Annotated in this window: 24 protein-coding genes and 1 pseudogene; 10 read left to right on the forward strand and 15 right to left on the reverse strand. The window is 73.4% G+C overall.

The features are described 5' to 3' along the window. The 5 genes and pseudogenes from ACFP3U_RS17650 to ACFP3U_RS17670 all read right to left on the reverse strand — a co-directional run. Positions 1-214: pseudogene (locus ACFP3U_RS17650) on the reverse strand (pirin family protein); the annotation flags it as partial. Continuing rightward, positions 207-710, reverse strand: coding sequence for an OsmC family protein (locus ACFP3U_RS17655; protein ID WP_380226493.1), 504 nt, complete (start codon positions 708-710; stop codon positions 207-209). The gene ACFP3U_RS17655 and the pseudogene ACFP3U_RS17650, both read right to left, overlap by 8 nt. Next, positions 707-1,015, reverse strand: a complete 309-nt coding sequence (locus ACFP3U_RS17660) for a GNAT family N-acetyltransferase (RefSeq protein ID WP_380226494.1) — start codon at positions 1,013-1,015, stop codon at positions 707-709. The genes ACFP3U_RS17655 and ACFP3U_RS17660 overlap by 4 nt, the downstream gene beginning before the upstream one ends. A 153-nt stretch (positions 1,016-1,168) precedes the next feature. After that, a complete protein-coding gene (locus ACFP3U_RS17665; protein WP_380226495.1) occupies positions 1,169-1,852 on the reverse strand; it encodes a hypothetical protein in 684 nt (227 codons plus the stop codon). Positions 1,853-1,930: 78 nt separating this feature from the next. Next, a complete protein-coding gene (locus ACFP3U_RS17670) occupies positions 1,931-3,133 on the reverse strand; it encodes an MFS transporter (protein ID WP_380226496.1) in 1,203 nt (400 codons plus the stop codon). Positions 3,134-3,243: 110 nt separating this feature from the next. On the opposite strand from ACFP3U_RS17670, the gene ACFP3U_RS17675 reads away from it, so the two are divergent. Beyond that, positions 3,244-4,317, forward strand: a complete 1,074-nt coding sequence (locus tag ACFP3U_RS17675; RefSeq protein WP_380226497.1) for an ArsR/SmtB family transcription factor — start codon at positions 3,244-3,246, stop codon at positions 4,315-4,317. Positions 4,318-4,335: 18 nt separating this feature from the next. Here ACFP3U_RS17675 and ACFP3U_RS17680 read toward each other — a convergent pair whose 3' ends face one another. Beyond that, positions 4,336-4,914, reverse strand: coding sequence for a TetR/AcrR family transcriptional regulator (locus ACFP3U_RS17680; protein ID WP_380226498.1), 579 nt, complete (start codon positions 4,912-4,914; stop codon positions 4,336-4,338). 91 nt (positions 4,915-5,005) lie between these two features. On the opposite strand from ACFP3U_RS17680, the gene ACFP3U_RS17685 reads away from it, so the two are divergent. After that, positions 5,006-5,452: an anthrone oxygenase family protein gene (locus tag ACFP3U_RS17685; RefSeq protein ID WP_380226499.1), complete on the forward strand. Its 447-nt coding sequence runs from the start codon at positions 5,006-5,008 to the stop codon at positions 5,450-5,452. Between the two features lie 33 nt (positions 5,453-5,485). Here the strand turns inward: ACFP3U_RS17685 and ACFP3U_RS17690 are convergent, their stop codons facing one another. Both ACFP3U_RS17690 and ACFP3U_RS17695 read right to left on the reverse strand, forming a co-directional pair. Beyond that, complete coding sequence (locus ACFP3U_RS17690) at positions 5,486-5,977, reverse strand: histidine kinase (RefSeq protein ID WP_380226500.1); 492 nt, start codon at positions 5,975-5,977, stop codon at positions 5,486-5,488. A gap of 149 nt (positions 5,978-6,126) precedes the next feature. Further along, positions 6,127-7,938, reverse strand: coding sequence for a serine/threonine-protein kinase (locus ACFP3U_RS17695; protein WP_380226501.1), 1,812 nt, complete (start codon positions 7,936-7,938; stop codon positions 6,127-6,129). A gap of 489 nt (positions 7,939-8,427) precedes the next feature. Here ACFP3U_RS17695 and ACFP3U_RS17700 point away from each other — a divergent pair, with 489 nt between their 5' ends. From ACFP3U_RS17700 to ACFP3U_RS17710, 3 genes are all read left to right on the forward strand, one after another. Beyond that, complete coding sequence (locus ACFP3U_RS17700) at positions 8,428-9,381, forward strand: NUDIX hydrolase (protein ID WP_380226502.1); 954 nt, start codon at positions 8,428-8,430, stop codon at positions 9,379-9,381. 150 nt (positions 9,382-9,531) lie between these two features. Then, positions 9,532-10,230: a histone deacetylase gene (locus tag ACFP3U_RS17705; protein WP_380226503.1), complete on the forward strand. Its 699-nt coding sequence runs from the start codon at positions 9,532-9,534 to the stop codon at positions 10,228-10,230. A 160-nt stretch (positions 10,231-10,390) separates the two neighbouring features. Next, entirely contained in the window at positions 10,391-10,903 is a 513-nt protein-coding gene (locus tag ACFP3U_RS17710) for an anthrone oxygenase family protein (protein WP_380226504.1), read from the forward strand. Between the two features lie 57 nt (positions 10,904-10,960). Here the strand turns inward: ACFP3U_RS17710 and ACFP3U_RS17715 are convergent, their stop codons facing one another. The 5 genes from ACFP3U_RS17715 to ACFP3U_RS17735 form a co-directional block, all read right to left on the reverse strand. Then, a complete protein-coding gene (locus ACFP3U_RS17715; RefSeq protein WP_380226505.1) occupies positions 10,961-12,031 on the reverse strand; it encodes an AraC family transcriptional regulator in 1,071 nt (356 codons plus the stop codon). 56 nt (positions 12,032-12,087) lie between these two features. Then, positions 12,088-12,657 carry an anthrone oxygenase family protein gene (locus ACFP3U_RS17720; protein WP_380226506.1) on the reverse strand — a complete coding sequence of 190 codons (570 nt, stop codon included), beginning with the start codon at positions 12,655-12,657 and terminating at the stop codon, positions 12,088-12,090. A gap of 95 nt (positions 12,658-12,752) precedes the next feature. Then, the gene (locus ACFP3U_RS17725; protein WP_380226507.1) at positions 12,753-13,640 is read right to left on the reverse strand and encodes a Rossmann-fold NAD(P)-binding domain-containing protein; all 888 of its coding nucleotides are present in this window, start codon (positions 13,638-13,640) and stop codon (positions 12,753-12,755) included. Positions 13,641-13,742: 102 nt separating this feature from the next. Continuing rightward, a complete protein-coding gene (locus tag ACFP3U_RS17730) occupies positions 13,743-14,558 on the reverse strand; it encodes a putative protein N(5)-glutamine methyltransferase (protein WP_380226508.1) in 816 nt (271 codons plus the stop codon). A gap of 325 nt (positions 14,559-14,883) precedes the next feature. Further along, the gene (locus ACFP3U_RS17735; RefSeq protein ID WP_380226509.1) at positions 14,884-15,345 is read right to left on the reverse strand and encodes a peptidoglycan-binding domain-containing protein; all 462 of its coding nucleotides are present in this window, start codon (positions 15,343-15,345) and stop codon (positions 14,884-14,886) included. Positions 15,346-15,709: 364 nt separating this feature from the next. Between ACFP3U_RS17735 and ACFP3U_RS17740 the strand changes: the two genes are divergently transcribed. Continuing rightward, a complete protein-coding gene (locus tag ACFP3U_RS17740; protein WP_380226510.1) occupies positions 15,710-16,339 on the forward strand; it encodes an HAD family hydrolase in 630 nt (209 codons plus the stop codon). A 126-nt stretch (positions 16,340-16,465) separates the two neighbouring features. Here the strand turns inward: ACFP3U_RS17740 and ACFP3U_RS17745 are convergent, their stop codons facing one another. Both ACFP3U_RS17745 and ACFP3U_RS17750 read right to left on the reverse strand, forming a co-directional pair. Continuing rightward, positions 16,466-16,750 (reverse strand): hypothetical protein, encoded by a 285-nt coding sequence (locus ACFP3U_RS17745; protein ID WP_380226511.1) that lies wholly within the window; start codon positions 16,748-16,750, stop codon positions 16,466-16,468. Positions 16,751-16,903: 153 nt separating this feature from the next. Beyond that, entirely contained in the window at positions 16,904-17,137 is a 234-nt protein-coding gene (locus tag ACFP3U_RS17750; RefSeq protein WP_380226512.1) for a hypothetical protein, read from the reverse strand. 201 nt (positions 17,138-17,338) lie between these two features. On the opposite strand from ACFP3U_RS17750, the gene ACFP3U_RS17755 reads away from it, so the two are divergent. The 4 genes from ACFP3U_RS17755 (at position 17,339) to ACFP3U_RS17770 (ending at position 20,792) form a co-directional block, all read left to right on the forward strand. Next, a complete protein-coding gene (locus tag ACFP3U_RS17755) occupies positions 17,339-18,469 on the forward strand; it encodes a recombinase family protein (protein ID WP_380226513.1) in 1,131 nt (376 codons plus the stop codon). Beyond that, positions 18,466-18,834 carry a hypothetical protein gene (locus tag ACFP3U_RS17760; RefSeq protein ID WP_380226514.1) on the forward strand — a complete coding sequence of 123 codons (369 nt, stop codon included), beginning with the start codon at positions 18,466-18,468 and terminating at the stop codon, positions 18,832-18,834. Before ACFP3U_RS17755 ends, ACFP3U_RS17760 begins: the two co-directional genes overlap by 4 nt. Positions 18,835-19,808: 974 nt before the next feature. Further along, positions 19,809-19,976, forward strand: a complete 168-nt coding sequence (locus ACFP3U_RS17765) for a hypothetical protein (RefSeq protein ID WP_380226515.1) — start codon at positions 19,809-19,811, stop codon at positions 19,974-19,976. 129 nt (positions 19,977-20,105) lie between these two features. After that, positions 20,106-20,792, forward strand: coding sequence for a hypothetical protein (locus ACFP3U_RS17770; RefSeq protein ID WP_380226516.1), 687 nt, complete (start codon positions 20,106-20,108; stop codon positions 20,790-20,792). Positions 20,793-20,870 lie beyond the last annotated feature (78 nt).

Genomic DNA, 20,870 nt, shown 5'->3' on the forward strand with positions numbered 1-20,870 from the left:
GCACCTGCATGCCCGGCTCGTCCGCGATGTCGTCCGGACCGTAGTGGTCCACGAATGCCCAGGCGCCGACCATCCGGCGGCCCAGGTTGGGGAGGAGGCGGCGGACGACCGTGCTGCCGCCGAGGGCGGTCTCGCGCGGGGCGAGGAGTTCGTGGACGGGGCCGCCCGGGGTGTCGGTGCGGCCGCCGCGGACCGTCGGGGCAGGGTCAGGCATGGTGGGCTCCGTTGGTGGCGCGCGGGGCGGCCGGGACGATGGGGGTGCCGGCGGAGACGGCCCGGGTGACGGGGGTCCGGTCGGCGATGTCGAGCAGGCGGGCGCGCTGGGCTTCGTCGAGGTCGCCGACGAGGTCGATCCGCCGGGTGATGCGGACGGCCTTCTCGGGGCCCTTCTCGTAGCCGAGGTGGACGCGCACGGTGGTCAGCGGCCACTGCTTGCGCTGGGCGTACATCCGCAGGGTGATCGCGGTGCACGAGCCGAGGGCGGAGAGCAGCAGGCCGACCGGGGTGGTGGCGGTGTCGGCGCCGCCGGCCGACTCGGGCTCGTCGGCGGTCAGCCGGTGGCGGCCGGAGCGGATGTCGATGCGGTAGTCGTCGGCGGTGCTGGTGGCGACGGCGGCCGCGGCGCGGACGAACTCGGCGGGCACGGTGGACTCGCCGGCCTCGGCAGCGTCCGGGGCTCCCCCGGCGGGCCCGGCGGTCTCGGCGGTCACAGGCCGAACCGCTCGTGCTGGGCGGCCGGGACGAGGTCGTGGTACTCCGGGTGCTTGGTCAGCCAGCCGCGGATGAAGGGGCAGTACGGGAGCACGGCCAGCTCGCGGGCGCGGGCGTCGTCGAGCGCGGCGCGGGCGAGGATGCCGCCGAGGCCCTGGCCGCCGAAGCGCGGGTCGATCTCGGTGTGGATGAAGGCGATCTCGTCGTCGTGGCGGAAGTACTCGGCGAAACCGGCGAGTTCACCGTCGGCGGTGATCTCGTAGCGGGACTTCTCGGGGTTGTCGGCGACGATGGTGGTCGTCATGGCGTACTCCTCGGGGGTCGATCCCTGGCGTCGGATTTAATTTAGCATTCAACTACCTGGGGATCAAGACCGCCGGACGAGGAGTCCGGCGGTCGCCGTACGGGCGGTCGGTGCCCGCACGAAGGGCCCGCACGAAGGGCCCGCACGAAGGGCTCAGGAGAGCGTGATCGGCGGGGGCAGCGGGTGGCAGCCGTCCCAGGATGCCGCCTGCCAGGGCGGGCAGGAGGTGGGACGCGCGGGGAGGGTCGGGAGCGGGCGCGGCGGCACGGTCCACTGGCTCGGGTCGGGGCCCTCGCCGGGGTCGGCGGGCGGCTTGGGTACGGCGGGCGGCGCCTTGGGACTGGCGGGCGCGGGCGGCGCGGGCGGAGCGGAAGCAGGCGGAGCCGCCGACGGCTGGGCGGGCGGGGCGGCCTTCGAGGGCGACGCCGGGCGCGGGGCAGCCGGCGTCGGCGGGCGGCTCGCGGGACGGGCGGGCGTCGGGGTACCGGACGGCGGCGCCGGCTCGGGGGCGGCGGGCGGCGGAACCTCCGCAGCGGCGGGCGCCGCAGTCTCCGGCGTGGGTGCCGACGGGGTCGTCGGAGCAGCGGTCGGAGTGGCGGTCGGAGCAGCGGCCGGCGAGGTGGTCGGCGAGCCGGTGGGGGCCGGTTCCGCGGCGCCGGAACCGCTCATCGCCCAGGCGCCCGCGCCGACGAGTGCGACGGCGCAGAGGCCCGCCGCCGCCACGCCGACCGCTATCCTCCGCCGCCGGATCGCGCCGTCCGCACCGGCGACTCCACCTCCGCCCCCGGTCTCGTCCTGATCCTGGTCCTGCTCCTGCTTCCGCAGTTCGTCCTGCACCGCGCCCGCCCACCTGTTCGATCATCGTTCGGAATGCGCGGATGCTAGCAGTGCCCACGAAGCGCTCCCGCCGGCATGTCAGTCCTGCGGGCACGGGGTGGCGGTGACACCGGCTCGCCCGGCGGCGGCGCGCCGCAGGCCCGGGGCGAGGAGGGCGGTGACGGCCAGCGAGGCCGCGGCCGTGCCCGCCATCGCGGTGGCGGCCGAGGTCAGTTCGGCGAGCGCGCCCGCCACCGCCGCGCCGACCCCCTGCGTCGCCAGCATCCCGGCACTGTGCAGGCCGAGCGCCTGCCCGCTCAGTTCGGGCGGGGTCAGCGCCACCAGCCGTTCCTGGAGCAGCAGCCCCGCCGCGTACCCGACGGTGGCCACCGCGACCAGGGCCGCCGCGACCGGCAGTTCCGGTTGCAGCGCGAATCCCAGGTACGGCGCGGCGAGCAGCACGCACAGCGGGACGGCCAGCCGCTCCCGCCACCGGACCGGCAGCACCCGGCCGGCGAGGACGTCCCCGACCAGCATGCCGAGCGCGCCGACCGCGAACAGCAGGCCCGCCGCGTCCGGCCGGTACGGCACGTAGAGCGCCTCGACGCCCACGACCAGCCCGTTCGGCACCCAGAGCGCGAGGTAGACGGACCGGCGCGGGGCTGAGGACCAGAGCCGCGCGTTGGCCCGCCACGTCCCAGCGAGGGACGGACGCCCGGCGGCCCGGGGCGGGCGCCGCCGCAGCCCGGCGCGGGCCACGCCGGCGGACAGCAGGTGCAGGGCGGTGGCCGCGAGCAGCGTGCCGGACGGCGAGAGGGCGGCCAGCAGGGCGCCGCCGAGCGCGAAGCCGTCGATCTGGACGAGGCCGGCGGCGAGGTTGAGGGCGGAGCGGCCCAGCAGGTAGCCGTCCCGGGTCAGCAGTTCGTGGAGCAGCCCGTAGCGCACCCCGCCGCCCGCCGCGCCCGCGACCCCGAGGGCGAGCAGCACCGGGAACAGTGCCGCCACCGGCAGTCCGGGCAGGGCCTGGACGGCCGTGCCGAGGGCGAGCAGCAGGCCGAGCCCGGCCAGCGCGGCGCGCGGCGGGAACCGGTCGGCCGAGGACAGGACGGTGGCCGCGCCGAGCAGTTGGGCGAACGCGGGGCCGAACATGGCGAGCGCGGCGAGCAGCGGCGAGTCGGTCCGCCGGAACACCAGGACGGCGAGCGCCAGTCCGGCGACCGTCTGGGCCGCAGTCTGGGCGGCGGCGTACAGGAACAGCGCGGTGAACTCGCGGTCGCGGAACAGCTCTCGGTAGGTGCGCATGCGGCGGAGTCTTTCCGGCGCGGGCGGCGGGGCGTTAGGTTTTCGCCGGGGTGCGAAAGGTGGCGGGGAGGTACGGGGAGCCACCGGGAAGGAACGGGGAGGTACGGGACATGGGCTGGTGGCGGGTGGACGCGGACACCCTCGCGGGGAGCCGGTTCGTGGTGTCCCCGCTGGCCGAGACGGTCGCCGCGCTGAAGACCCTGCACCGGGGCGCGGGCACCCACCCGGGCGAACGGCGGTGGCTCGCCACCGCGCTCCCCCGCTACCGGGAGCGACTGGCCGCCGACCCGGTGACCGCCGCGCTCGTCCGGGCCGCGTTGGCCCCGCGTTGGAACGCGACGTTCATGACGCCGACGCCGAAGCCGACACCGACGCCGGCCCCGACGCCGGACGATGTGGAGGGCCGAGCCGGTGGCGCCCTGTTCGCACGGGAGTTGGCGGAGGTCCGGGCGACGCCGCCGGCCGTCGTCCGGGCCGACCTGGTCGAGGCGCTGGGCGTCGGCACCGACGACGCCCTGCCGCCGCCGCTGCGGCGGCGCGAGGACCTCGCCGAGCGGGCGGCCGAACTGCTGTCCTGGGTGTGGTCGGAGACCGTCGAGCCGGACTGGCCGCGCCGCCGGCGGATCATCGAGGCGGACATCCTGGCCCGCACCGCCGTCCTCGGCACCGGCGGCTGGGCGGCGGCGCTGGGCGACCTGCGCCCGGGGATGCGCTGGCTCGGCGGCGACCGGCTGCGGATCGGCGGCGCGCCGGGCAGCGCGCCGCGCGAACTCGCCGCCGTCGAGCTGCTGTTCGCCCCCGTCACGCCGGACCAGAGCTGGCTCTGCTGGGACGTGCCGGCGGTCGACGGACGACGCGGGCCGCCCGGTCGCCGGTACGCGGTGGTCTACCCGTGCTCGGGCGTGCTGGTCGACGAGGCCCGCCGTCCGGTGCCGAGGGCGCTGGCCGCCCTGCTGGGGCCGGGCCGGGTCGAACTGCTCGCCCTGCTCGACACGCCGAAGACCACCAGCCAACTGGTGGCGCTGACCGGGCTACCGCTCGGTTCGGTCGGCCGCCACCTGCGGATCCTGCGCGAGGCCGGGCTCACCCTGCGCCGCCGGGCGGGCCGCTCGGTGCTCTACCACCGCACCCCGGCCGGCCAGGTCCTGCTGGACGCGGTGCCGGCGGTGCCACCCGGGTCTTAGGTCACCTCCCACGACGCGTCAGAGCACGGCGAGCCGGTCCACCAGCAGTTCCACCCTGTGCTCGGTGTACTCCGGCGGCAGTCGTCCCGCGCGGGTCAGGGTGGCCAGCCCGTGCAGGGCGGCCCAGAACGTCTCGGTGAACAGTGCCGGGTGGACCCCGTCCCCGGCGACCTCGCCGAGGCTCTCCAGCAGGGCGGCGAAGGCGTCCTTCAGCGGCTCGGGGGTGTCCTCGCGCGCGAACGCCAGGCCGCCGTCGAGTCGGAACATGGCGTCGTAGACCGCCGGGTTGCGTTCCGCGAAGTCGAGGTAGGCGCGGGCCAGGGCGGCGACCCTGGCGCGGGGGCCGTCCGCGGCGGCGGTGGCGGCCCGCAGCGCCGCGGCCATCTCGGCGGCACCCTCCAGGGCGACGGCGCCGATGATCTCGCGCTTGCCGCGGAAATGGCTGTAGAGGACGGGCTGGCTGTATTCGATGCGCTCGGCGAGCCGGCGGGTGGTGACCGCGTCCCAGCCCTGCTGCTCGGCGAGTTCGCGGGCCGTGGCCACGATGAGGCGCTCGCGGTCCGCGCGTTCGCGCTGCTTGCGTTCCTGTACCGACATGGGTCGATCCTAGCACCGCTAGACAATCGAGCGGCAGCAGGTCTAGCGTTGCCTCATCGGATAGCAGCGCTAGATCCCAGGAGGGGTCACCATGCTCAACGCACTTGAGGTCTTCACCACCGTGGTCGTCGGCGTGATGGTGGGCGTGGAGTTCTCCGTCGCCTTCGTCGTCAACCCGATCCTCGCCGGGCTGCCCGAGGAGGCCGGCGTGCTCGGCCGCGCCCACGGGGGTCGGATGCTCGGCGCCCTGATGCCGGTCTGGTACATCACCTCGCTCGTGCTGAGCGCGGTCTGGGCCGTCGCCGGTCGGCACGAACCCGGCGCCGGCCTGGTCGTCGTCGCCGCCGCCCTGCTGATCGTGAGTGTGCTCATGTCGGTGCTGCTGCTCGTCCCGATCAACAACCGCAGCAAGACGTGGACGGCCGAGAACCGGCCCGCGGACTGGAAGGAGCAGCAGAACCGCTGGGACCGCTTCCACTACCTCCGCGTCGCCGTCATCGTCGCCGCCTTCGCCCTGCTGGCCGCGGCCCTCGCCTGAGCCTGAGCCCACGGGCGACGGCGCCGGACCGCCCTACGCCCCGTCGGCGGCGCGGCGGGCCGCCTTGACCCGGGCGGCCAGGTCGGCGGCGGGGATGCGGCGGAGGATGGTGCCGTGGCGCGCGGCCAGCGCGTCGGCCGGGTCCGGGGAGGACTCGACGACGTCGAGCACCAGCATGCTGTGGCCGTCCTCCACCTCCTCGCTCAGCACGATCAGGCCGGCGCCGCCCTCCTGGTCGCGCCAGGTCTCGGCGGCGTTGCCGAGCACCGTCCCGGCCGCCCAGCCCAGCAGGACGCCGATCGGGCCGGCGAGCAGCCCGGCGAGCCCGCCGACCACCCCCGCGCCGACGGTCGGCGCGCCGGCGCCGCGCACCTGGCTGGCCGGGAAGTCCAGGGTGCCGTCGGCCTCGCGCTCGACGATCGCGGACTGCCGCAGGCCGGGCAGGTGCGCGGCCTCGTCGAAGGCGGCGAGGCAGTCGGCGCCGTCCCTGAAGTCGAGCAGCAGGACGTGGTGGTTCTCGCTCATGGTCGCGACGGCTCCTCGCTCGGGGGTGGGCCCGGGGCGGCCGGGGACGCCTCAGGACCAGTCCAGCATGGTCCGGGAACGGGCCGACCGCCCTGCGCTGGTCGACCGTCCGGGGTCCTCCGACTCCGGCCCTCCCTCGGGGAGCGGACTCAGTCGGCGGGGTAGGCGCGGCGCACGGTCCCCTTGTAGTCCGCCAGCAGGTAGCCGCTGTTGTGGTACTCGTCGGACAGGTAGACCCGGATGCACGCATAGCCGTCGGACCACATGTCGATCAGCAGGTAACGGCTGGTCGGGTTCTTGACGTTGAGGCTCTCGTCGGCCTTCTTCAGCAGGGCCGGGATGGTGTCCCAGTCGTACTGCGCGAGGTCGACCGGCTTGTCCTGGCCCATCGACCCACCGACGCGCTTGGCGATGTTGCCGTTGCGGTAGTCGTACCAGTCGTAGCCGCGCCCGTCGGCCGTGGGGACCTGGGCGCTCGCGTACTCGGGGTAGACGGAGAGCCGCTTGACCTTGGTGGTGCCGCTCTGCGCGGTGATCGCCGCGACGACGGTGCGCACACCGTCCGGGGTCAGCAGGTCCTTGGTGGTCTTGGGCGGCGTGCTCGGCGAGGGCTTCACGGTGGGCGCGGTGGGCGCGGTGGAGGTGGTGGCGGTCGCCGGCGGGTTGGCTCCCGGGCCGGTGGGCGCGGCCGTGCCGGGCGATGCCGGGGGGCCGCCCGGGTCGGTGGAGACGGTCGTGCCCTTGGGTGCGGCGCCCGGGTCCGTGACGCCGCCGTCCCCGCCCGGCCGGAGGTTCCAGGCCAGCACGCTCGCCAGGGCCACCCCGGCGACGGCGAGGGTGACGGTGGCGCCGCTGCGGCGGCGGGCCGGCGGCTGCGGAGGCTCGGCGGGGCCGGTCGCGCCCAGGTACTGCGTCCCGGTGCTGTCGAACTGCCCTCCCCCGGTGGCGGGTTCGGCGTGGTCGGGCTGCGGCCGGCCGAAGCCGGTGGCCGGCTCACCGTCGAACGTGGGCTGCGGCCGGCCGAACCCGGAGACGTGCTCCGGGCCGCCGGGCGGGCGGGCGAAGTCCAGGGAGGTCGGCGCCCAGGACGGCTGCGCCGACGCCGCGCCGGGACCGGCGGTCGCCTCGGCGGCGGCGAGCGCCTGGTCGAGCTGGACGGCGTCGGGCCGTACCGCCGGGTCCCGGGCGAGCACCGCGGCCAGCACCGGCCCCAGCGAACCCGAACGGGTGGGCGGCGGCAGCGGCTCGTCCAGGACCGCCGCGAGGGTCGCCAGCGTGGTGCCGCGGCGCAGCGGGTGGTGGCCCTCGACGGCGACGTACAGCAGCATGCCCAGCGACCACAGGTCGGAGGACGGGTTGCCCTCCTCGCCGCGGATCCGCTCGGGGGCTATGTACTCGGGCGAGCCGATCAGCGCGCCGGTGGCGGTCAGCGCGGTGGTGGCGTCCTGCATCGCGGCGATGCCGAAGTCGGTGAGGACGGGCGTGCCGTCGGCGCGGAGCAGCACGTTGCCGGGCTTGACGTCGCGGTGCTGGATGCCGGCCGCGTGGGCGGCGCGCAGCGCGGAGAGCACACCGCGGCCGATCCGGGCGGCCTCCGGGACGGTCAGCGGGCCCCGGGCGATCCGGTCGGCGAGGCTGCCGCCGGTGACCAGTTCCATGACCAGCCAGGGGTGGGGGTGACCGGGGGTGTCGACGATGTGGTGGATCACCGCGACGTTCGGATGCTGGAGGCGGGCGAGTGCGCGGGCCTCGCGGAGCACGCGCTCGCGCAGTTCGTAGGCGGCGGTGGGGTCCGCCGCGGCCATCGCCGGGTCCGGCGGGCGGACCTCCTTGAGCGCCACCTCGCGGTGCAGCATGGTGTCCCGGGCGCGCCAGACCAGGCCCATGCCTCCGCCGCCGAGACGTTCCATCAGTTCGAAGCGGTTGTCAATGAGCCGCGTCTCCGGCCCCCCAGTGTTCATGGCGGACATCGTAGGGGGCCGTCGGCCGGGTCGGGCCGACCGGCCGGGGCGGACGAACTGTCCGTGGACGCCCGGTCCTTACCGGAGTTGGGCTCGGCACCGCGGCGGGGTAGGGGGCAGGGGCGGTGAACGGGGATGGTGAACCGGGACGGGGCGGAGTGCGGGGAGGTGGGGCGCGAGCGGCGGGGCGGACGCCGGTGCGCCGCGCCGTCGCGCTCCCACTCCCTCCCGAGCGGACCGGCGGCGGGCGTTCCGCACCGGGCACGGGCGGGTAGGGGCCGCCGGGAGCGCGGGAAAGGCCAGGTCGGCGGGGACAGGACGGCGTGGTGGGCTCCTCCGACCCGGGGACGCCGACGAGTTGCCGCAGGTCGCGGTGCTGGACGGTGCCGGACGGTCCCGAACGGTGCCGGACGGTAGCCCGCTGACGCCCGGGCCGGTCCTCGCCGCGCCCCGGACCCGTTCATCCCCTCGTCGAAGGAGACCCCTCAGGTGCACCGCTCGTCCCTCCCCTCGCCCCTCCCCGAGACCCCGGTCGTCGGCAGAACCTCCGTCGGTGTGCCCGTCGGCGGCGCCCTCGTCACCGACACGCTCGGCCGGGTCCTGCTGCTGCGCCGCTCGGACGGCCGCTGGGAGCTGCCGTCCGCGGCCGTCCGGCCGGACGAGGACCCGGCGGAGGCCGCCGTCAGGGCGCTGGCCGAGGCCTGCGGGGTGGCCGCCTCGGCGGGACACCGGGTCGGGGTGTTCGAGGACGGGACGGAACCGGCGCTGCGCCACGTGTACGCGCTGTCGGCGCACGTGCCCGGCGCGCTGGACCGGCTCGTGCTCCCCCGGCACACCACGCACGGCTGGTTCTTCACGGACAACCTGCCCGGGATCACGCCCGAGACCGTGCGCTTCCTGCGGGCCCACGGCCCCGCCCGGCCGCATCTGCCGCGCGCCCAGTGGCTGGCCACCACCCCGCGCTCGTGGCTCTGCACGGTCGCCGTGGTGACCGCCCCGGACGGGCGGCTGCTGATGGTGAAACCGCGGCTGCGGAAGCCGAACCGGCGGCCGGACGCCGGACTGTGGAACTTCCCCGGTGGCGTCCTCGACACCCACGAGGACTCGCCGACCGGGGCGGCCCGCGAGCTGCGGGAGGAGACCGGGCTGGACCGGTCGGCCGGGCCGCTGCTCGCGGTGTTCTGGCGGCACCCCGCGCCGGGATCGGACCACCCGATCGTCCAGTTCTTCCACGACTTCGGCACCGCCGACCCCGGGACGGTCCGGCTCTCCTGCCAGGACGGGGAGGTCACCGACTGGGCCTGGTTCCGCCCCGACGGCGGGGAGTTGGACGCCGCGGCCGGCCCCGACCGCGCGAACCGGGCCCGGCAGGCACTCGCCGCCCGCACGACCGGGCGCACCGTCACGGGCACCCGGCCCGACGCGCCGGCGGCCACCGGCTGAGACCTCCGCCCGAACCGCCCGAACCGCTCGAACCGCTCGAACCGCTCGGGCCGCTCGGGCCGACCCCCCGGCCTCGGGCCGTCACACCCGTCCCACTCGAAGGAGTGAGCGATGCGTGGCGCACCGAACGGCGGGGTAGCGTCACCGGCCGTGGAGGAGATCCGACCGATCCGACCGTTCGTCAACCCGTCTCTCCTGGAGGCGTCGGCACCCGGCCCCGCCCCGGGCCTGGTCTGGTACGCCGCCTACGGCTCGAACATGCACGCCGAGCGGCTCGCCTGCTACCTGCGCGGCGGCCGGCCGGTCGACGGCGCCCGGGACTACCCCGGCTGCCGGGACGGCCGGGCGCCCGAGCGGTCGGTGCCGGTGCGGCTGCCCGGGCTGCTCTACTTCGCCCTGGAGTCCCGGGTCTGGGGCGGTGGCATGGCGTTCTACGATCCGCACGGGCGCGGCACGGCGCCCGCCCGCGCCTATCTGCTGACCGCCGGGCAGTTCAGCGACATCGCCGCCCAGGAGATGGGCGGCGGACCGGGCGCGGACCTCGATCTGGGCACCGTGCTGCGGACCGGCCGCGACCCGCAGGGGCCCGGCCGCTACCAGACCCTGGTCTGCCCCGGCACGTTGGACGGCGTGCCGGTGCTCACCTTCACCGCCCCGTGGGCGCTCGCCGAGGCCGAGCTGAACGCCCCGCGCGCCCGCTACCTGCGAAGCATCGCCGCCGGGCTGGCCGACGCGCACGGCTGGTCCGGGCGCCGGACGGCCGCCTATCTGAGCACCCGCCCGGGCGCCGCCGGGCACTGGACCGTCGACGCGCTGCTCGCCGCGCTCGCCTCGCGCACCGGAGGATGAGCCTCCACGACGGGTTCCGGCCGCGGTGTCATGACCATCCGTCATCATCTTGTGCTTATCGGCCAATTCGGTGGGCAAACGGCCGTTCGATGACGGATGATCGGCACGCGGGCCGCTTCGACCGGGCGGTGCCGGGCGAAAGGACGGGGGCAGGAACGGCATGGAGGCGATGCGGGTCTTCGCATTGGTGGCGGCGACCGTCACCACCGGACTGACCGCCGGACTCTTCTACACCTACGCCTGTTCGGTGACACCGGGGTTGGGCACCACCGGGGACCTCATGGTCGCCCAGGTGATGCAGCGGCTCAACGTGGCGATCCTCAACGGGTGGTTCCTGCTGGGCTTCGTCGGGGCACTGGTGTTCACGGCGGTGGCCGTCGTGCTGCACCTGCCGAGCGACGGGCGCCAGGTGCTGCCGGCCGCGGTCGGCGCACTGGTCTGCTACACCGCCTCGCTGGTGGTGACCAGGGTGGTGAACCTCCCGCTGAACCAGGCCCTGGCGGACGCCGGGCAGCCGGGGCGGTTCGGGCGGTCCGGACAGCCGGTGCGGATGTGCGGCCGGTTCCGCACCCGGTGGGTGCGGTGGAACGCGGCCCGGGCCCTGCTGTCCACGGCCGCGCTGGGCTTCCTCTGCTGGGCCCTGGTGCTGCACTGCCACATGCGGCCCAGCTAAAGCTCGGCAGGAGCGGCACGTTCCTGAACGCACGGTCCATGAACGCCCGCCCGCTCCTCAGCCGGCCGCCAGGACGACCGTGGTCGGGGGCGCCGTCCGCGCCGCGCCGCCCGTAGACTCGGCCCCGGCCACCTCCCCGACCGTCGGCTCGACGACCCCGAAGGTCTCGCCGGCCTCGGCGGAGGCCGCCAGTCGCCGGTGCTCCTGAGGCGTCAGCCCGCGCACCCGCTTGAACGCGGTGCTGAGCGCGAACGCGTCTCCGTAGCCGACCCGGCGGGCCACCGCCGCGACCGTCAGCCCCGGGTCGCGCAGCAGATCCGCGGCCACCGCCAGCCGCCAGTTCGCCAGGTACGCCATCGGCGGCTCGCCGACCAGGGAGGTGAACCGCCGGGCCAGCCCGGCCCGGGAGACCCCGACCTCGGCGGCCAGCGCCGCCACCGTCCACGACCGGGCCGGATCGTCGTGCAGCAGCCGCAGCGCCGGGCCGACCACCTCGTCGGCCTGGGCGAGCAGCCAGCCGGGCGCCTCGCCCTCCGGGGCGGCGAGCCAGCTGCGCAGCACCCCGACCACCAGCAGGTCCAGCAGCCGGTCCAGCACCACCTCCTGCCCCGGCTCGGCCCGGGTGACCTCGGTGGCGAGCAGCCGGACCAGGGTGTCCTCGGTGCTGTCCACCCCGGCGGGCCGCACCAGCAGCGTCGGCAGGTGGGCCAGCAGCCGGCGCCCGATCTCGTGCTCGGCCAGGTAGGTGCCGGACAGCATGACCGACGGGCGCTCGTCGCCCTGCCGGGTCTCGCCCCAGGTCCGCACGCCCAGTGCCATCGAGGTGGCGACGCTGACGCCGTCCCGGGAGCAGATCTGCCCCGGGCCGATCAGGATGTCCGGCTCGGTCGGCGGCTGGTCGGCGACGGTGTACGCGTCCGGTCCGCGCAGCAGGGCGAGGTCCCCGGGACGCACCAGCACCGGCTCCGCGCCGTCGGGAATGATCCAGGCCTCGCCGTCCAGCATGGTGATCAACGACAGCGGCGCGCGGTCCTCGATCCGCAGGGCCCACGGTGTGCTGAGGACCGAGCGCAGCAGGAACGCGCCACGGGCCTTGGGGCCGTCGAGCAGCCCGGTCAGGGTGTCCATGAGCGGACAGCCTAGACGGGACGGCGGTGCGATGATCAGTCTCATGTGACGCGAGGTCAGCGGGCGCTCGATCCGCGGTGGAGGAGGAGCGCGCGGGTGAGGGCGACGGCGGCGGCCGTGCAGAGCACCGTGCGGGCGATGTTGGCCGTGGTCCACGTCTGGGCGAAGGCCTCGCGGACGGCGGCGAAGTCGGTGATGGCGGCGGGGTCGCCGGCCGCGGCGAGCCGGTCGTTGAGCGGGACGTTGACGGCGGAGGTGAGGACGAGCGCGGCGAAGTAGAGCAGTGTCGCCACCGCCGCCCAGAGGGTGGCGGCGCGCCGGCCGGAGCGGTGCAGCAGCCACGTCCCGACGGCGGGCATCGCGAGGGCGCCGACGAAGACGGCGCCGAAGACCGGGTTGAGGATGGACGCGTTGATGTGCTGCATCGCGGTCACGAAGGTGCGGTCGTCGCCGGCGGCGAGGCCGGGCATGACGGCGACGTCGAAGGCGAAGAAGAGACCGGACATCAGACCCGTCGCGACGGTGGCGGTGGCCAGCACCGGGCCGATCGCGCGGGAGACGGTGGTGGTCGCGGCGGTCGCCGCGGCGAGGTCACGGACGGGGGCGGTGCCGAGGGCGGCAGACATCGGTGGGCTCCAGGTGGGGTGACGCGGGGGGTGGACCGGCGGCCCGGGGACCGCGCGTGGCGGGCGGATCCCCGGACCGGGAAGAGCGGCAGGGTTCAGACGTTCCAGACGCCGGAAGCCGCCGTGGCGCGGGCGTAGTCCGCGAAGTCGCGCGCCGGGCGGCCCAGCGCCCGCCGGACGCCGTCCGCCAGGTGCGCGTTGCGGCCGTCCAGGATCATCGTGAACAGGTCGGCGAACTCGCCCGGCAGACCGACCGTGGCCAGCACCGCGCGGTACTCCTCCACGCTGACCGCCGTGAAGCGGATCTCGCGCCCGGTCGCCGCCGACAGCTCGGCCGCGACGTCCACGAAGGAGAGCAGCCGCGGGCCGGTCAGTTCGTAGACCTCGCCGTCGTGGCCGTCCTCGGTGAGCGCCGCCACGGCGACGTCCGCGATGTCGTCCGCGTCGACGAAGGGCTCGACCGCCGCCCCGACCGGCAGCGCCAGTTCGCCCGACAGCACCGGCTCCAGGAAGAACGCCTCGGAGAAGTTCTGGGAGAACCAGGCGCAGCGGACCACGGTCCAGCCGGTGCCGGCGGCGGCGACCGCCTGCTCGGCGGCCTGCGCGGCCTCCTCGCCACGGCCGGAGAGCAGCACCAGTTGGCGGACGCCGGCCTTGGCCGCGTGCCGGGCGAAGGCGTCGACCGTCTCGACGGCGCCGGGGAAGGCGAGGTCGGGGTAGTAGGCGAGGTAGGCGGCGGTGACGCCGTCCAGCGCGGCGTCCCAGGTGGTGTCGTCCTCCCAGTCGAACGGGACCGGCGCGGTGCGCGAGCCGATCCGGGCGGTGTGGCCGAGCGCGGTGAGGCGCTCGGCCACCCGCCAGCCGGTCTTGCCGGTCCCGCCGGTGACCAGGACGGTGCGGGGGGCGCCGGCGGTACCGGCGGTGGTGCCGGTGGCGGCGGTCGAAGTGCGGGGCTGCTGGGTGCTGTTCGTGTTCTCGTTCATGGGCATCAGTCAACTCCGCGCGCCGCCGCCCCGACATGGTCGTCGCGCTCAGCCGCATGTGTGCGCGTCTACGGCCTCGCTTCGGCCTCGCGGCTGTTGCGGCTACGGCCTCGCGACCGGTGGCCGGACGGCCGTGACCACGGTGGCGTCGAGGTCCTCGTCGTAGCCGAGGACGGCGCTGAGGCCGGCCGCGGTGGCCACGCCGAGGGCGGCGTCGGCCTGCTGGTCGCTGGTCTCGAACAGCAGCGCGCCGCCCGGGGCCAGCCAGTGCGGGGCCTCGGCGGCCACCCGGCGCAGCACGTCGAGGCCGTCGGCGCCGCCGTCCAGGGCCGGGCGGGCCTCGTGCACCCGGGCCTCGGCCGGGAGGAGTTCGATGTCGGCGGTGGGCACGTAGGGGACGTTGGCGAGCAGCACGTCCACCCGGCCGCGCAGGTCGGCCGGCAGGGCGTCGAAGAGGTCGCCGCAGAACACCTCGGCGCCTGTCGTGGTGAGGTCGGCGAGGTTGCGGCGGGCGCAGCGGACGGCGGCCGGGTCGACGTCGGCAGCGAAGAGCCGGACGGGGTGCCCGACGGTGGCGGCGAGCGCCGCGCCGAGGGCTCCGCTGCCGCAGCAGAGATCGACGACCAGGGCGTTCGCGGGCGCGAGTGCGACGGCGGTGCGGACCAGGAACTCGCTGCGCCGGCGGGGCACGAAGACCCCGGGGTCGACGGCGATCCGCAGGCCGGCGAACTCGGCCCAGCCGGCGACGTGTTCGAGCGGACGGCCGGCGGCGCGGTCGCGGACCATGGCGGCCAGTTCGGCGGGGGTCGCGGCGGCGGCGAGCAGGATGCGCGCCTCGTCCTCGGCGAAGACGCAGCCGGCGGCGCGCAGCCGGGCGGTCACGGACGAGCGGAGGGAGGCGGACGGGTGGACAGACAAGGGAACCCCTAGGAGCACAGGTGGGAGGACATCGTCCGAACCCGGGGCTCTCCACGCGTACGTCGCCGGACGGCGGACGCTCTCGCGCGGTACGACCGGCACTAGGGCCGGGCGTGCACCTGCGCGAGGGCGTCGTGGTCGCGGCCGGGGAGCACCCGATCCGGCACAGCGGTCATGGGTTCTCACCTCCCCGTTCTTCGCGTTCCTCTACGGCGTCCGTCACCCTACCGCACCCGGTGCGGGCCCAGCACGGGCCCGGGTGCGGCCCACCGGCAGGGTCCGGCGGGCCGCACCCGGTCGCGGCTCAGAGGCCGGCCGTCGTCGGTCAGATGCCGTTGGCGAAGTTCTTGAACGCCGCCCGGGTGCCCTCGCCCGCGATGCCGTCGATCGCGCCGCTGTAGCCCCAGCCGCCGTCCCTCAGCAGGCGCTGCAGCGCCTTGACCGTCTCGGTGCCGGGGATGCCGTCGATCGCGCCGGGGTAGCCCCAGTTCTCCCTGAGGTTGCGCTGGAACGCCTTCCAGCTCTCGGTGCCGAGTTGGCCGTCGATGCTGCCGTTGTAACCCCAGAACTGCTTCAGCCAGTTCTGCACGTTCTTGGCCTGGGCGGAGCTCAGCCCGAAGTTCTGGACCGCGAGCACGCGCAGGGCGCCGTCGGCCGGCCGGACGGACGCGGCGGCCGGGGCGGCCGGGGCCGCAGCAGCGGTGCCCGCGGCGGCCACGCCGCCGATGGTGATGCCCAGGGCCACGCCGAGTGCGACGAGCGGCCTCGTCATCGTCATGGATCGCATGTGGTGTTCCCCCTTCGGGTGGTGGGGCGGCGTCCTTCGGGTCGGCCCGGGTCGGCCCGGCGCCGGCGGAAGGAGCCGGTTCGTCATCGCACCGCTGGTGCGCGCACTCCTGCACGCACCACGTGACCGTTCGGTCACTGACGGTGCGTATTCGACGCTAGCCCCCGGCGACGGGCGAGGTCGAGCGGGTATCCGGCCAGCCGGCCGCGGGCCGTGCGCGGGTCGCCCACCAGCAAGGACGCCGACCGACCCGCTCCCGCCCCGGGGCCGCCGGCCTCCCGGCAGCTCACCCCGCGTGGCTGGTTCGCACCCAGAGCGTCCGGCGCGCGAACGGGGCGCGAGCCCCGCGTGATACACCGATCAGATGACGACCTCCCGGGCGCCCGGCGCCGTGCTCTGCGACATCGACGGTGTGATCCGTTTCTTCGACCACCGCGAGGTGGACCGCCTGGAGGCGGCGGCCGAACTCGCCCCAGGCACGACCTACGGGGTGGCGTTCGCGGAGGAGTTGCTGCGTCGACTGGTGCTCGGCGGGCTGAGCCGGACGGAGTGGACGGCGGAGATCGCCCGGGGCCTGGGCCGTGACGTATCGGCCGAGCACGCGGCGACACTGGCGGCCGCGTTCACCGGATGCCCGGTCCGCGCCGATCCGGAGGTGGTGGACCTGCTGAGGCGCGCGAAGCGCCGGGCGCCCGTGCTGCTGGTGACCAACGCGACGCTGTGGCTGGAGGAGGATCTGGCAGCGCTCGGGCTGGCCGATCTGGCGGAGGGGGTCGTCAACAGCGCCCGGGTCGGGGCGGCCAAGCCGGATCCGGCGATCTACCGGGTCGCGGCGGAGCGGGCCGGGGCTGCGGCGGAGCACTGCCTGTTCGTGGACGACAGCGCGACCAATGTGGCGGCGGCCGGCCGGCTCGGCATGTCGGCCGTACACTTCCGGGAGGCGGCTGACCTCGCGAGGGCGCTCGCGCCGCTGTGGGACCAGCCACAGGACTGAGGACATGCGACGGCGCCGCCCGCCCCGCCCCTCACGGGGAAGGGACGGGCGGCGCCGTCGATGTGCGGCTGTCGGCTCGCGGCCGTCAGCGCGTGACGTCAGTGGATGACCGTCACTTCGCGACCGTCAGAAGTGGCGGCCGGACTCGCGCTCGGCCTTCTCCAGCTGGTTGATGCGGTTCTGGATGGCGTTGGCCTGGGCGCGCGCCTTGGCCGCCTCCGCGTGCGCACCGTAGTGGTCCAGCGTGTTGGCCTTCTGGCGCAGGTCGGCGACCTGCTGGCGCAGCTCGTTGATGTTCACGGTGATCGAGGCCGCCGAGGCGGGCTGGGCGGTGGCGACCTGGCCCACGGTGGCCAGGGCGCCGCCGGCCAGGGCCGCGGTCAGGACGAGGGCGGAAATGCGTCGACGCATGGTGCTTCCTTACGGTCGTACGTGGTTCACTGATGGGAAATCATGAGTTAACCCGTCAGTAACCATGATGACATGATCTTGCACCTCCGCCCCCCTGAGCCCCCCTGGGCCGCCCCCGCCAGCCCGGCGGCGGGCCCGGCGACGCACCCGGCGTCAGCCGGTCGTGGACGCACCGCCTTCCGGCTGAACGGCGCAGACCGCACTCGCGGCCGAGCCGGCGAAACCGAGGAAACTGCCGAGAACCTGACGACAGACGGCCGCCTCCTGCTCGTTGTGCGGGCCCTCGGCGGCGGCCGGCTGGGCGGCGGCCAGCGGCAGGGCCAGCAGCGGGGCGGCGAGCAGCAGAACGGAGCCGACGGCGCGGGCGACGGACTTGGCGAAGGTCATGACGGACCCCTTCCGGGTGGGCAAACGGGACGAGCCATTGCCTACCGGACGCGGCGCCCCGGCCGTCGGACACTGCGCCGTTGGTGAGCGTGTCCCGGACAAAACGAGCCGGGACCGGCTGCCCCGGACAGCCGCCCAGGCGGCTGCTAGGCAAGGTGCCTGTCAGGTGGTACAATTCGGACACAATGGGGCATTGCAGTTATGCCAACTGTCCAACTTCTGGCAGCTCAACAAGTTCTCCAGCGGGTCGCCGAGTATGCGCGGCTGTCGGACGACGACGCCAAGGACCCCGAACTTCGCGGCGAGAACGTCGCCATCCAGCTTGACGAGTGCGCCAACTTTCGCACCACCAGGTCGGATTGGCAGCACGTAGCCAGCTTCCACGACAACGACATCTCCGCCTCCTCCTACAGCAGCGAGGCGCGAGAGGACTTCGACAAGCTCATGGCGCTGGTGCGCGCCAGCGGTGTCGACGTCATCCTCTGCATCGAGGTAACTCAGCCATTCCGTAAGCCACTTGAGGCCGAGCAGCTCATCGACCTCGTATGGTCCAAGCAGACGAGCTTCCATGCGGTGGTGACCACCCGTGGTGGCTACTACGACCTCCGCACCAGCGTCGGCCGCAAGGCCCTGCGCGACGCAGTGAACACCGCGGCTGGCGAGAGCGACAACATCTCGGACCGCGTGAGGTCGAAGAAGGCTGCTCAGGCTCGCCAGGGCTTGCCGAACGGAGGCCCCCGGGCCTACGGCTTCGAGCCGGACGGCATCACCCACGTTCCACACGAGCGCGAGGTCTGGTTGGAGGCCCGCCGCCGCATCCTCCAGGGAGAGGGCCCGCGCTGGATCGTTGTCGACTTCAACGAGCGGGGCATCCCGACTACGCACGGCAAGAAGTGGCAGTGGGAGACGCTGGCGCGCCTGATGAAGAGTCCGCGGTACATGGGCAAGCGCGAGCACCGTGGCGTCCTGTACGACGCGGTGTGGGACGGGTTCGTGACCCCTGAAGAGTGGGAAGAACTCCAGCTCTGTCTGAGGCTGAAGCAGCGCTTCACCAACATCAACGGTGCCCCGTACAAGTACCTGCTGCGAGGTTTCGCGGTCTGCGGTAAGTGCGGCTTGAAGCTCTACGGCAAGAGGAAGTGCGACCCCAGGGAGACTGTCCCGAAGCCGCGCTACTACTGCAAGCACCTGAACGACGACGGTTCCAGGCGCGGATGCGGAGGAGTGCTGAGGCTTGCAGAACCGCTGGAGGACTTCGTCACCGAGGCGATCCTCTATCGCTTCGACAGCGAGGACTTCGCGCGCGCCTTGGCCGAGGTTCGGACGACTTGAAGGCGGCACTCGCGGAGCACCAGGCCAAGAAGCAGAAGGTGGACGTGCTCATAGCCGAGTACTACGGGGAGAACCCGGATGGATTGAGCCGTGAGCAGTTCGTCTTGGCGAAGGCGTCGGCAGAGGCGAGCCTCCAGGCCTGCGACCGGACGGTCGAAAAGCTCAGCACGAAGCACTCGATGGTGACGGTACCGGCGGGAACGGCACTACGCGAAGCATGGGCCAGAACGCCGGACCTCGGGTGGCGCCGCCAGATCGTCGGCCTGGCGTTGGATAAGGTGATTGTCCACCCAGGTGGCGGCAAGTATTGCTACAAGCGGTGGATTTTCGACAGCAGCAAGATTGAGATCACCTGGAAGGTGTGACTCGAGCCCTGGGGCCAGCGAAGATGGCCGCTCTTTGGAGTGCTGACTCATCGGCGATCTTCTCCGGCAATCCCTGGGCGCTTGTAGACTGGCAAACAAAGGCTTTGACTAGCTCGGACACATTATCCTGGTGTCGGAATTTTGGTTTGACTGTGCGGGAGCGCGCCATGACGGGGTTCCTCTTAATTAATTTTATCGCCATCTCGGTAATCTGCCTAGAGTTGGAACGGGCTCCATATGCGCGGATGGCGAATTGCCCTATAATGCCCAGTAATGAAACAGCTTCCCCCAGAGGACCCAAGAACTCAGCGCGCACCGGTCGGTCAGTACCGCGAGCCGCGGTCGGTTCGCCTGTCAGACCACCGGTACCGCCAACTCCAGGCGGAAGTGGAAGATCTGGGTGTCTCTCGCCAGGACATCATCGACGTTGCCCTGCGCGAGTACTTTGAGAGCCGATACAAGCAGGAGGGGTAGCCCGGCGGTCGCTGACTGCGCCCGGCTCGGTGGTGCGTCCGGGATGAGCAGTTGAGCGTGCCCCTGGTGGACTGTGCGCTGCTGGCGGGCCCGCCCCTCAGCCCAACTGCCGACCAGGGCCAGCTGCGCGCCGCCAAAATGCCTCGCGCTCTCCCCGCCGTCCTTGGTATAACTCTCCGTGAAGCCAAGCAGGGCGCGCGAGCGCACCTGCCGCTGCCGTACCCCTCCGGGCCAATCTGAGTGTTGAGCCAGTCGGGGTCGTGTCGATGCTCCTCTCCGCCACCGACAGCGGGGATGGCAGCTCCTCGTACACACGTAGGCGGATGAAGGCCATGATCAGGTGGGCACGATCCTGTGTGCCGGTTGCTCCACCCGTTTCTTACTGAGTTCCCGTGGTAGTCGGGCATTGGGACTCAGTCCAGACCACTTCGTCTGTGGTCGGACTGAGCCTGCCCTGTGCCTGCTGGTTCGACCACCCACCCCAAGGGAGCGTCGTACCGGTGGACTCCATCCTCAACAACTGGCTGCTGGCAGGTGCCGGCGTGCTGGGCATCCTCTTTTACGTCGTCAAGGGCGTGCTGGACCAGGTTCCGAGCGTCCTGGAGTCCTGGAGCACCGTTCGGCGGGCTTGGCGCCGCGCGAACGAGGATGAGGACGAGCAGGAGTAGGCAGCAGCCGTCGGCCGGGTAGCGCGAGCGCCTACCCGGCCCCGCTGCTCCACGTTGTCACGGCCTGCCCCGTGTCTGCTCCGATCGGTAACATCATCGGGCGAACACTGAGCTTGTGGAGGGGCGGGCGTGACGGACCAGTCAGCGCGGACACAGCAGATTCACCCAGCTGCCTTCGGTGCCCTGTACGAGGCGTTGTCGGTCATCTATCACTACAAGAAGGACCTGGAGAAGTTCCTCCGCACGCGCTCGGCCCGCTATCCCGAGCTGGTGGTTGGCCTCGACTTCGACGGCTACAAGCGGGCCTTCGCGGAAGAGTTCGTGGACCGGCTCCAAGCGGGCGAGGGAAAGTACCGGGACCTCACGCTTGAGATCATGATCGAAGTCGCCGAGATGGACAGCTTCCCTAAGGGCTGTCCCGTTACTCCGGAGTGGTGGCATCATGATCTGCATGACCGTAGACCGAAAGGCCCATACCGCGTAGGCGGCCCGGCAGGCTCCGCGCCTGTCAGCGACATGAGCCGCGCGCCTGGGGTGATCCGCCGCCACGCCGGATCCAATGGCTCTCGACTCGCACCAGCATGGCGATACATCGGCTTGAGAGACTCTCGGCTGACTACTACGTGTACCCCGGCGCCACGGATCGGGCGTTGCGGCGATACCGGGCGTTCTCCTTGCCAGTGGGGTGCCGCCCCTTGTATCCGCAGGACGCGGAGTGCTCGTGCCGTGGGTGTTCCTTCGACGATGTGCGGCATGCTCGGGATGTTCTCGACGAAGTTCTTCGGGAACTGCCCGCCCGCGCTCGTGAGGAGCTGAGACGCCGTGTGGCGGTGCTGGACGCGGCCTACGTCCAACGCACTCTGCCGGATCCCTTCGCTGATCAACGACAGTGGC

Origin of the sequence: Kitasatospora misakiensis, from assembly GCF_042656005.1 — a bacterium.
GTDB lineage: Bacteria > Actinomycetota > Actinomycetes > Streptomycetales > Streptomycetaceae > Kitasatospora > Kitasatospora misakiensis.

Bases quoted from the DNA above. Each gene is read 5' to 3' on its own strand.
- ACFP3U_RS17660 (WP_380226494.1), bottom strand. From the start codon at position 1,015: ATGACGACCACCATCGTCGCCGACAACCCCGAGAAGTCCCGCTACGAG.
- ACFP3U_RS17670 (WP_380226496.1), bottom strand. From the start codon at position 3,133: ATGCGCACCTACCGAGAGCTGTTCCGCGACCGCGAGTTCACCGCGCTG.
- ACFP3U_RS17675 (WP_380226497.1), top strand. From the start codon at position 3,244: ATGGGCTGGTGGCGGGTGGACGCGGACACCCTCGCGGGGAGCCGGTTC.
- ACFP3U_RS17680 (WP_380226498.1), bottom strand. From the start codon at position 4,914: ATGTCGGTACAGGAACGCAAGCAGCGCGAACGCGCGGACCGCGAGCGC.
- ACFP3U_RS17685 (WP_380226499.1), top strand. From the start codon at position 5,006: ATGCTCAACGCACTTGAGGTCTTCACCACCGTGGTCGTCGGCGTGATG.
- ACFP3U_RS17690 (WP_380226500.1), bottom strand. From the start codon at position 5,977: ATGAGCGAGAACCACCACGTCCTGCTGCTCGACTTCAGGGACGGCGCC.
- ACFP3U_RS17695 (WP_380226501.1), bottom strand. From the start codon at position 7,938: ATGAACACTGGGGGGCCGGAGACGCGGCTCATTGACAACCGCTTCGAA.
- ACFP3U_RS17710 (WP_380226504.1), top strand. From the start codon at position 10,391: ATGGAGGCGATGCGGGTCTTCGCATTGGTGGCGGCGACCGTCACCACC.
- ACFP3U_RS17715 (WP_380226505.1), bottom strand. From the start codon at position 12,031: ATGGACACCCTGACCGGGCTGCTCGACGGCCCCAAGGCCCGTGGCGCG.
- ACFP3U_RS17720 (WP_380226506.1), bottom strand. From the start codon at position 12,657: ATGTCTGCCGCCCTCGGCACCGCCCCCGTCCGTGACCTCGCCGCGGCG.
- ACFP3U_RS17725 (WP_380226507.1), bottom strand. From the start codon at position 13,640: ATGAACGAGAACACGAACAGCACCCAGCAGCCCCGCACTTCGACCGCC.
- ACFP3U_RS17735 (WP_380226509.1), bottom strand. From the start codon at position 15,345: ATGCGATCCATGACGATGACGAGGCCGCTCGTCGCACTCGGCGTGGCC.
- ACFP3U_RS17740 (WP_380226510.1), top strand. From the start codon at position 15,710: ATGACGACCTCCCGGGCGCCCGGCGCCGTGCTCTGCGACATCGACGGT.
- ACFP3U_RS17745 (WP_380226511.1), bottom strand. From the start codon at position 16,750: ATGCGTCGACGCATTTCCGCCCTCGTCCTGACCGCGGCCCTGGCCGGC.
- ACFP3U_RS17750 (WP_380226512.1), bottom strand. From the start codon at position 17,137: ATGACCTTCGCCAAGTCCGTCGCCCGCGCCGTCGGCTCCGTTCTGCTG.
- ACFP3U_RS17755 (WP_380226513.1), top strand. From the start codon at position 17,339: ATGCCAACTGTCCAACTTCTGGCAGCTCAACAAGTTCTCCAGCGGGTC.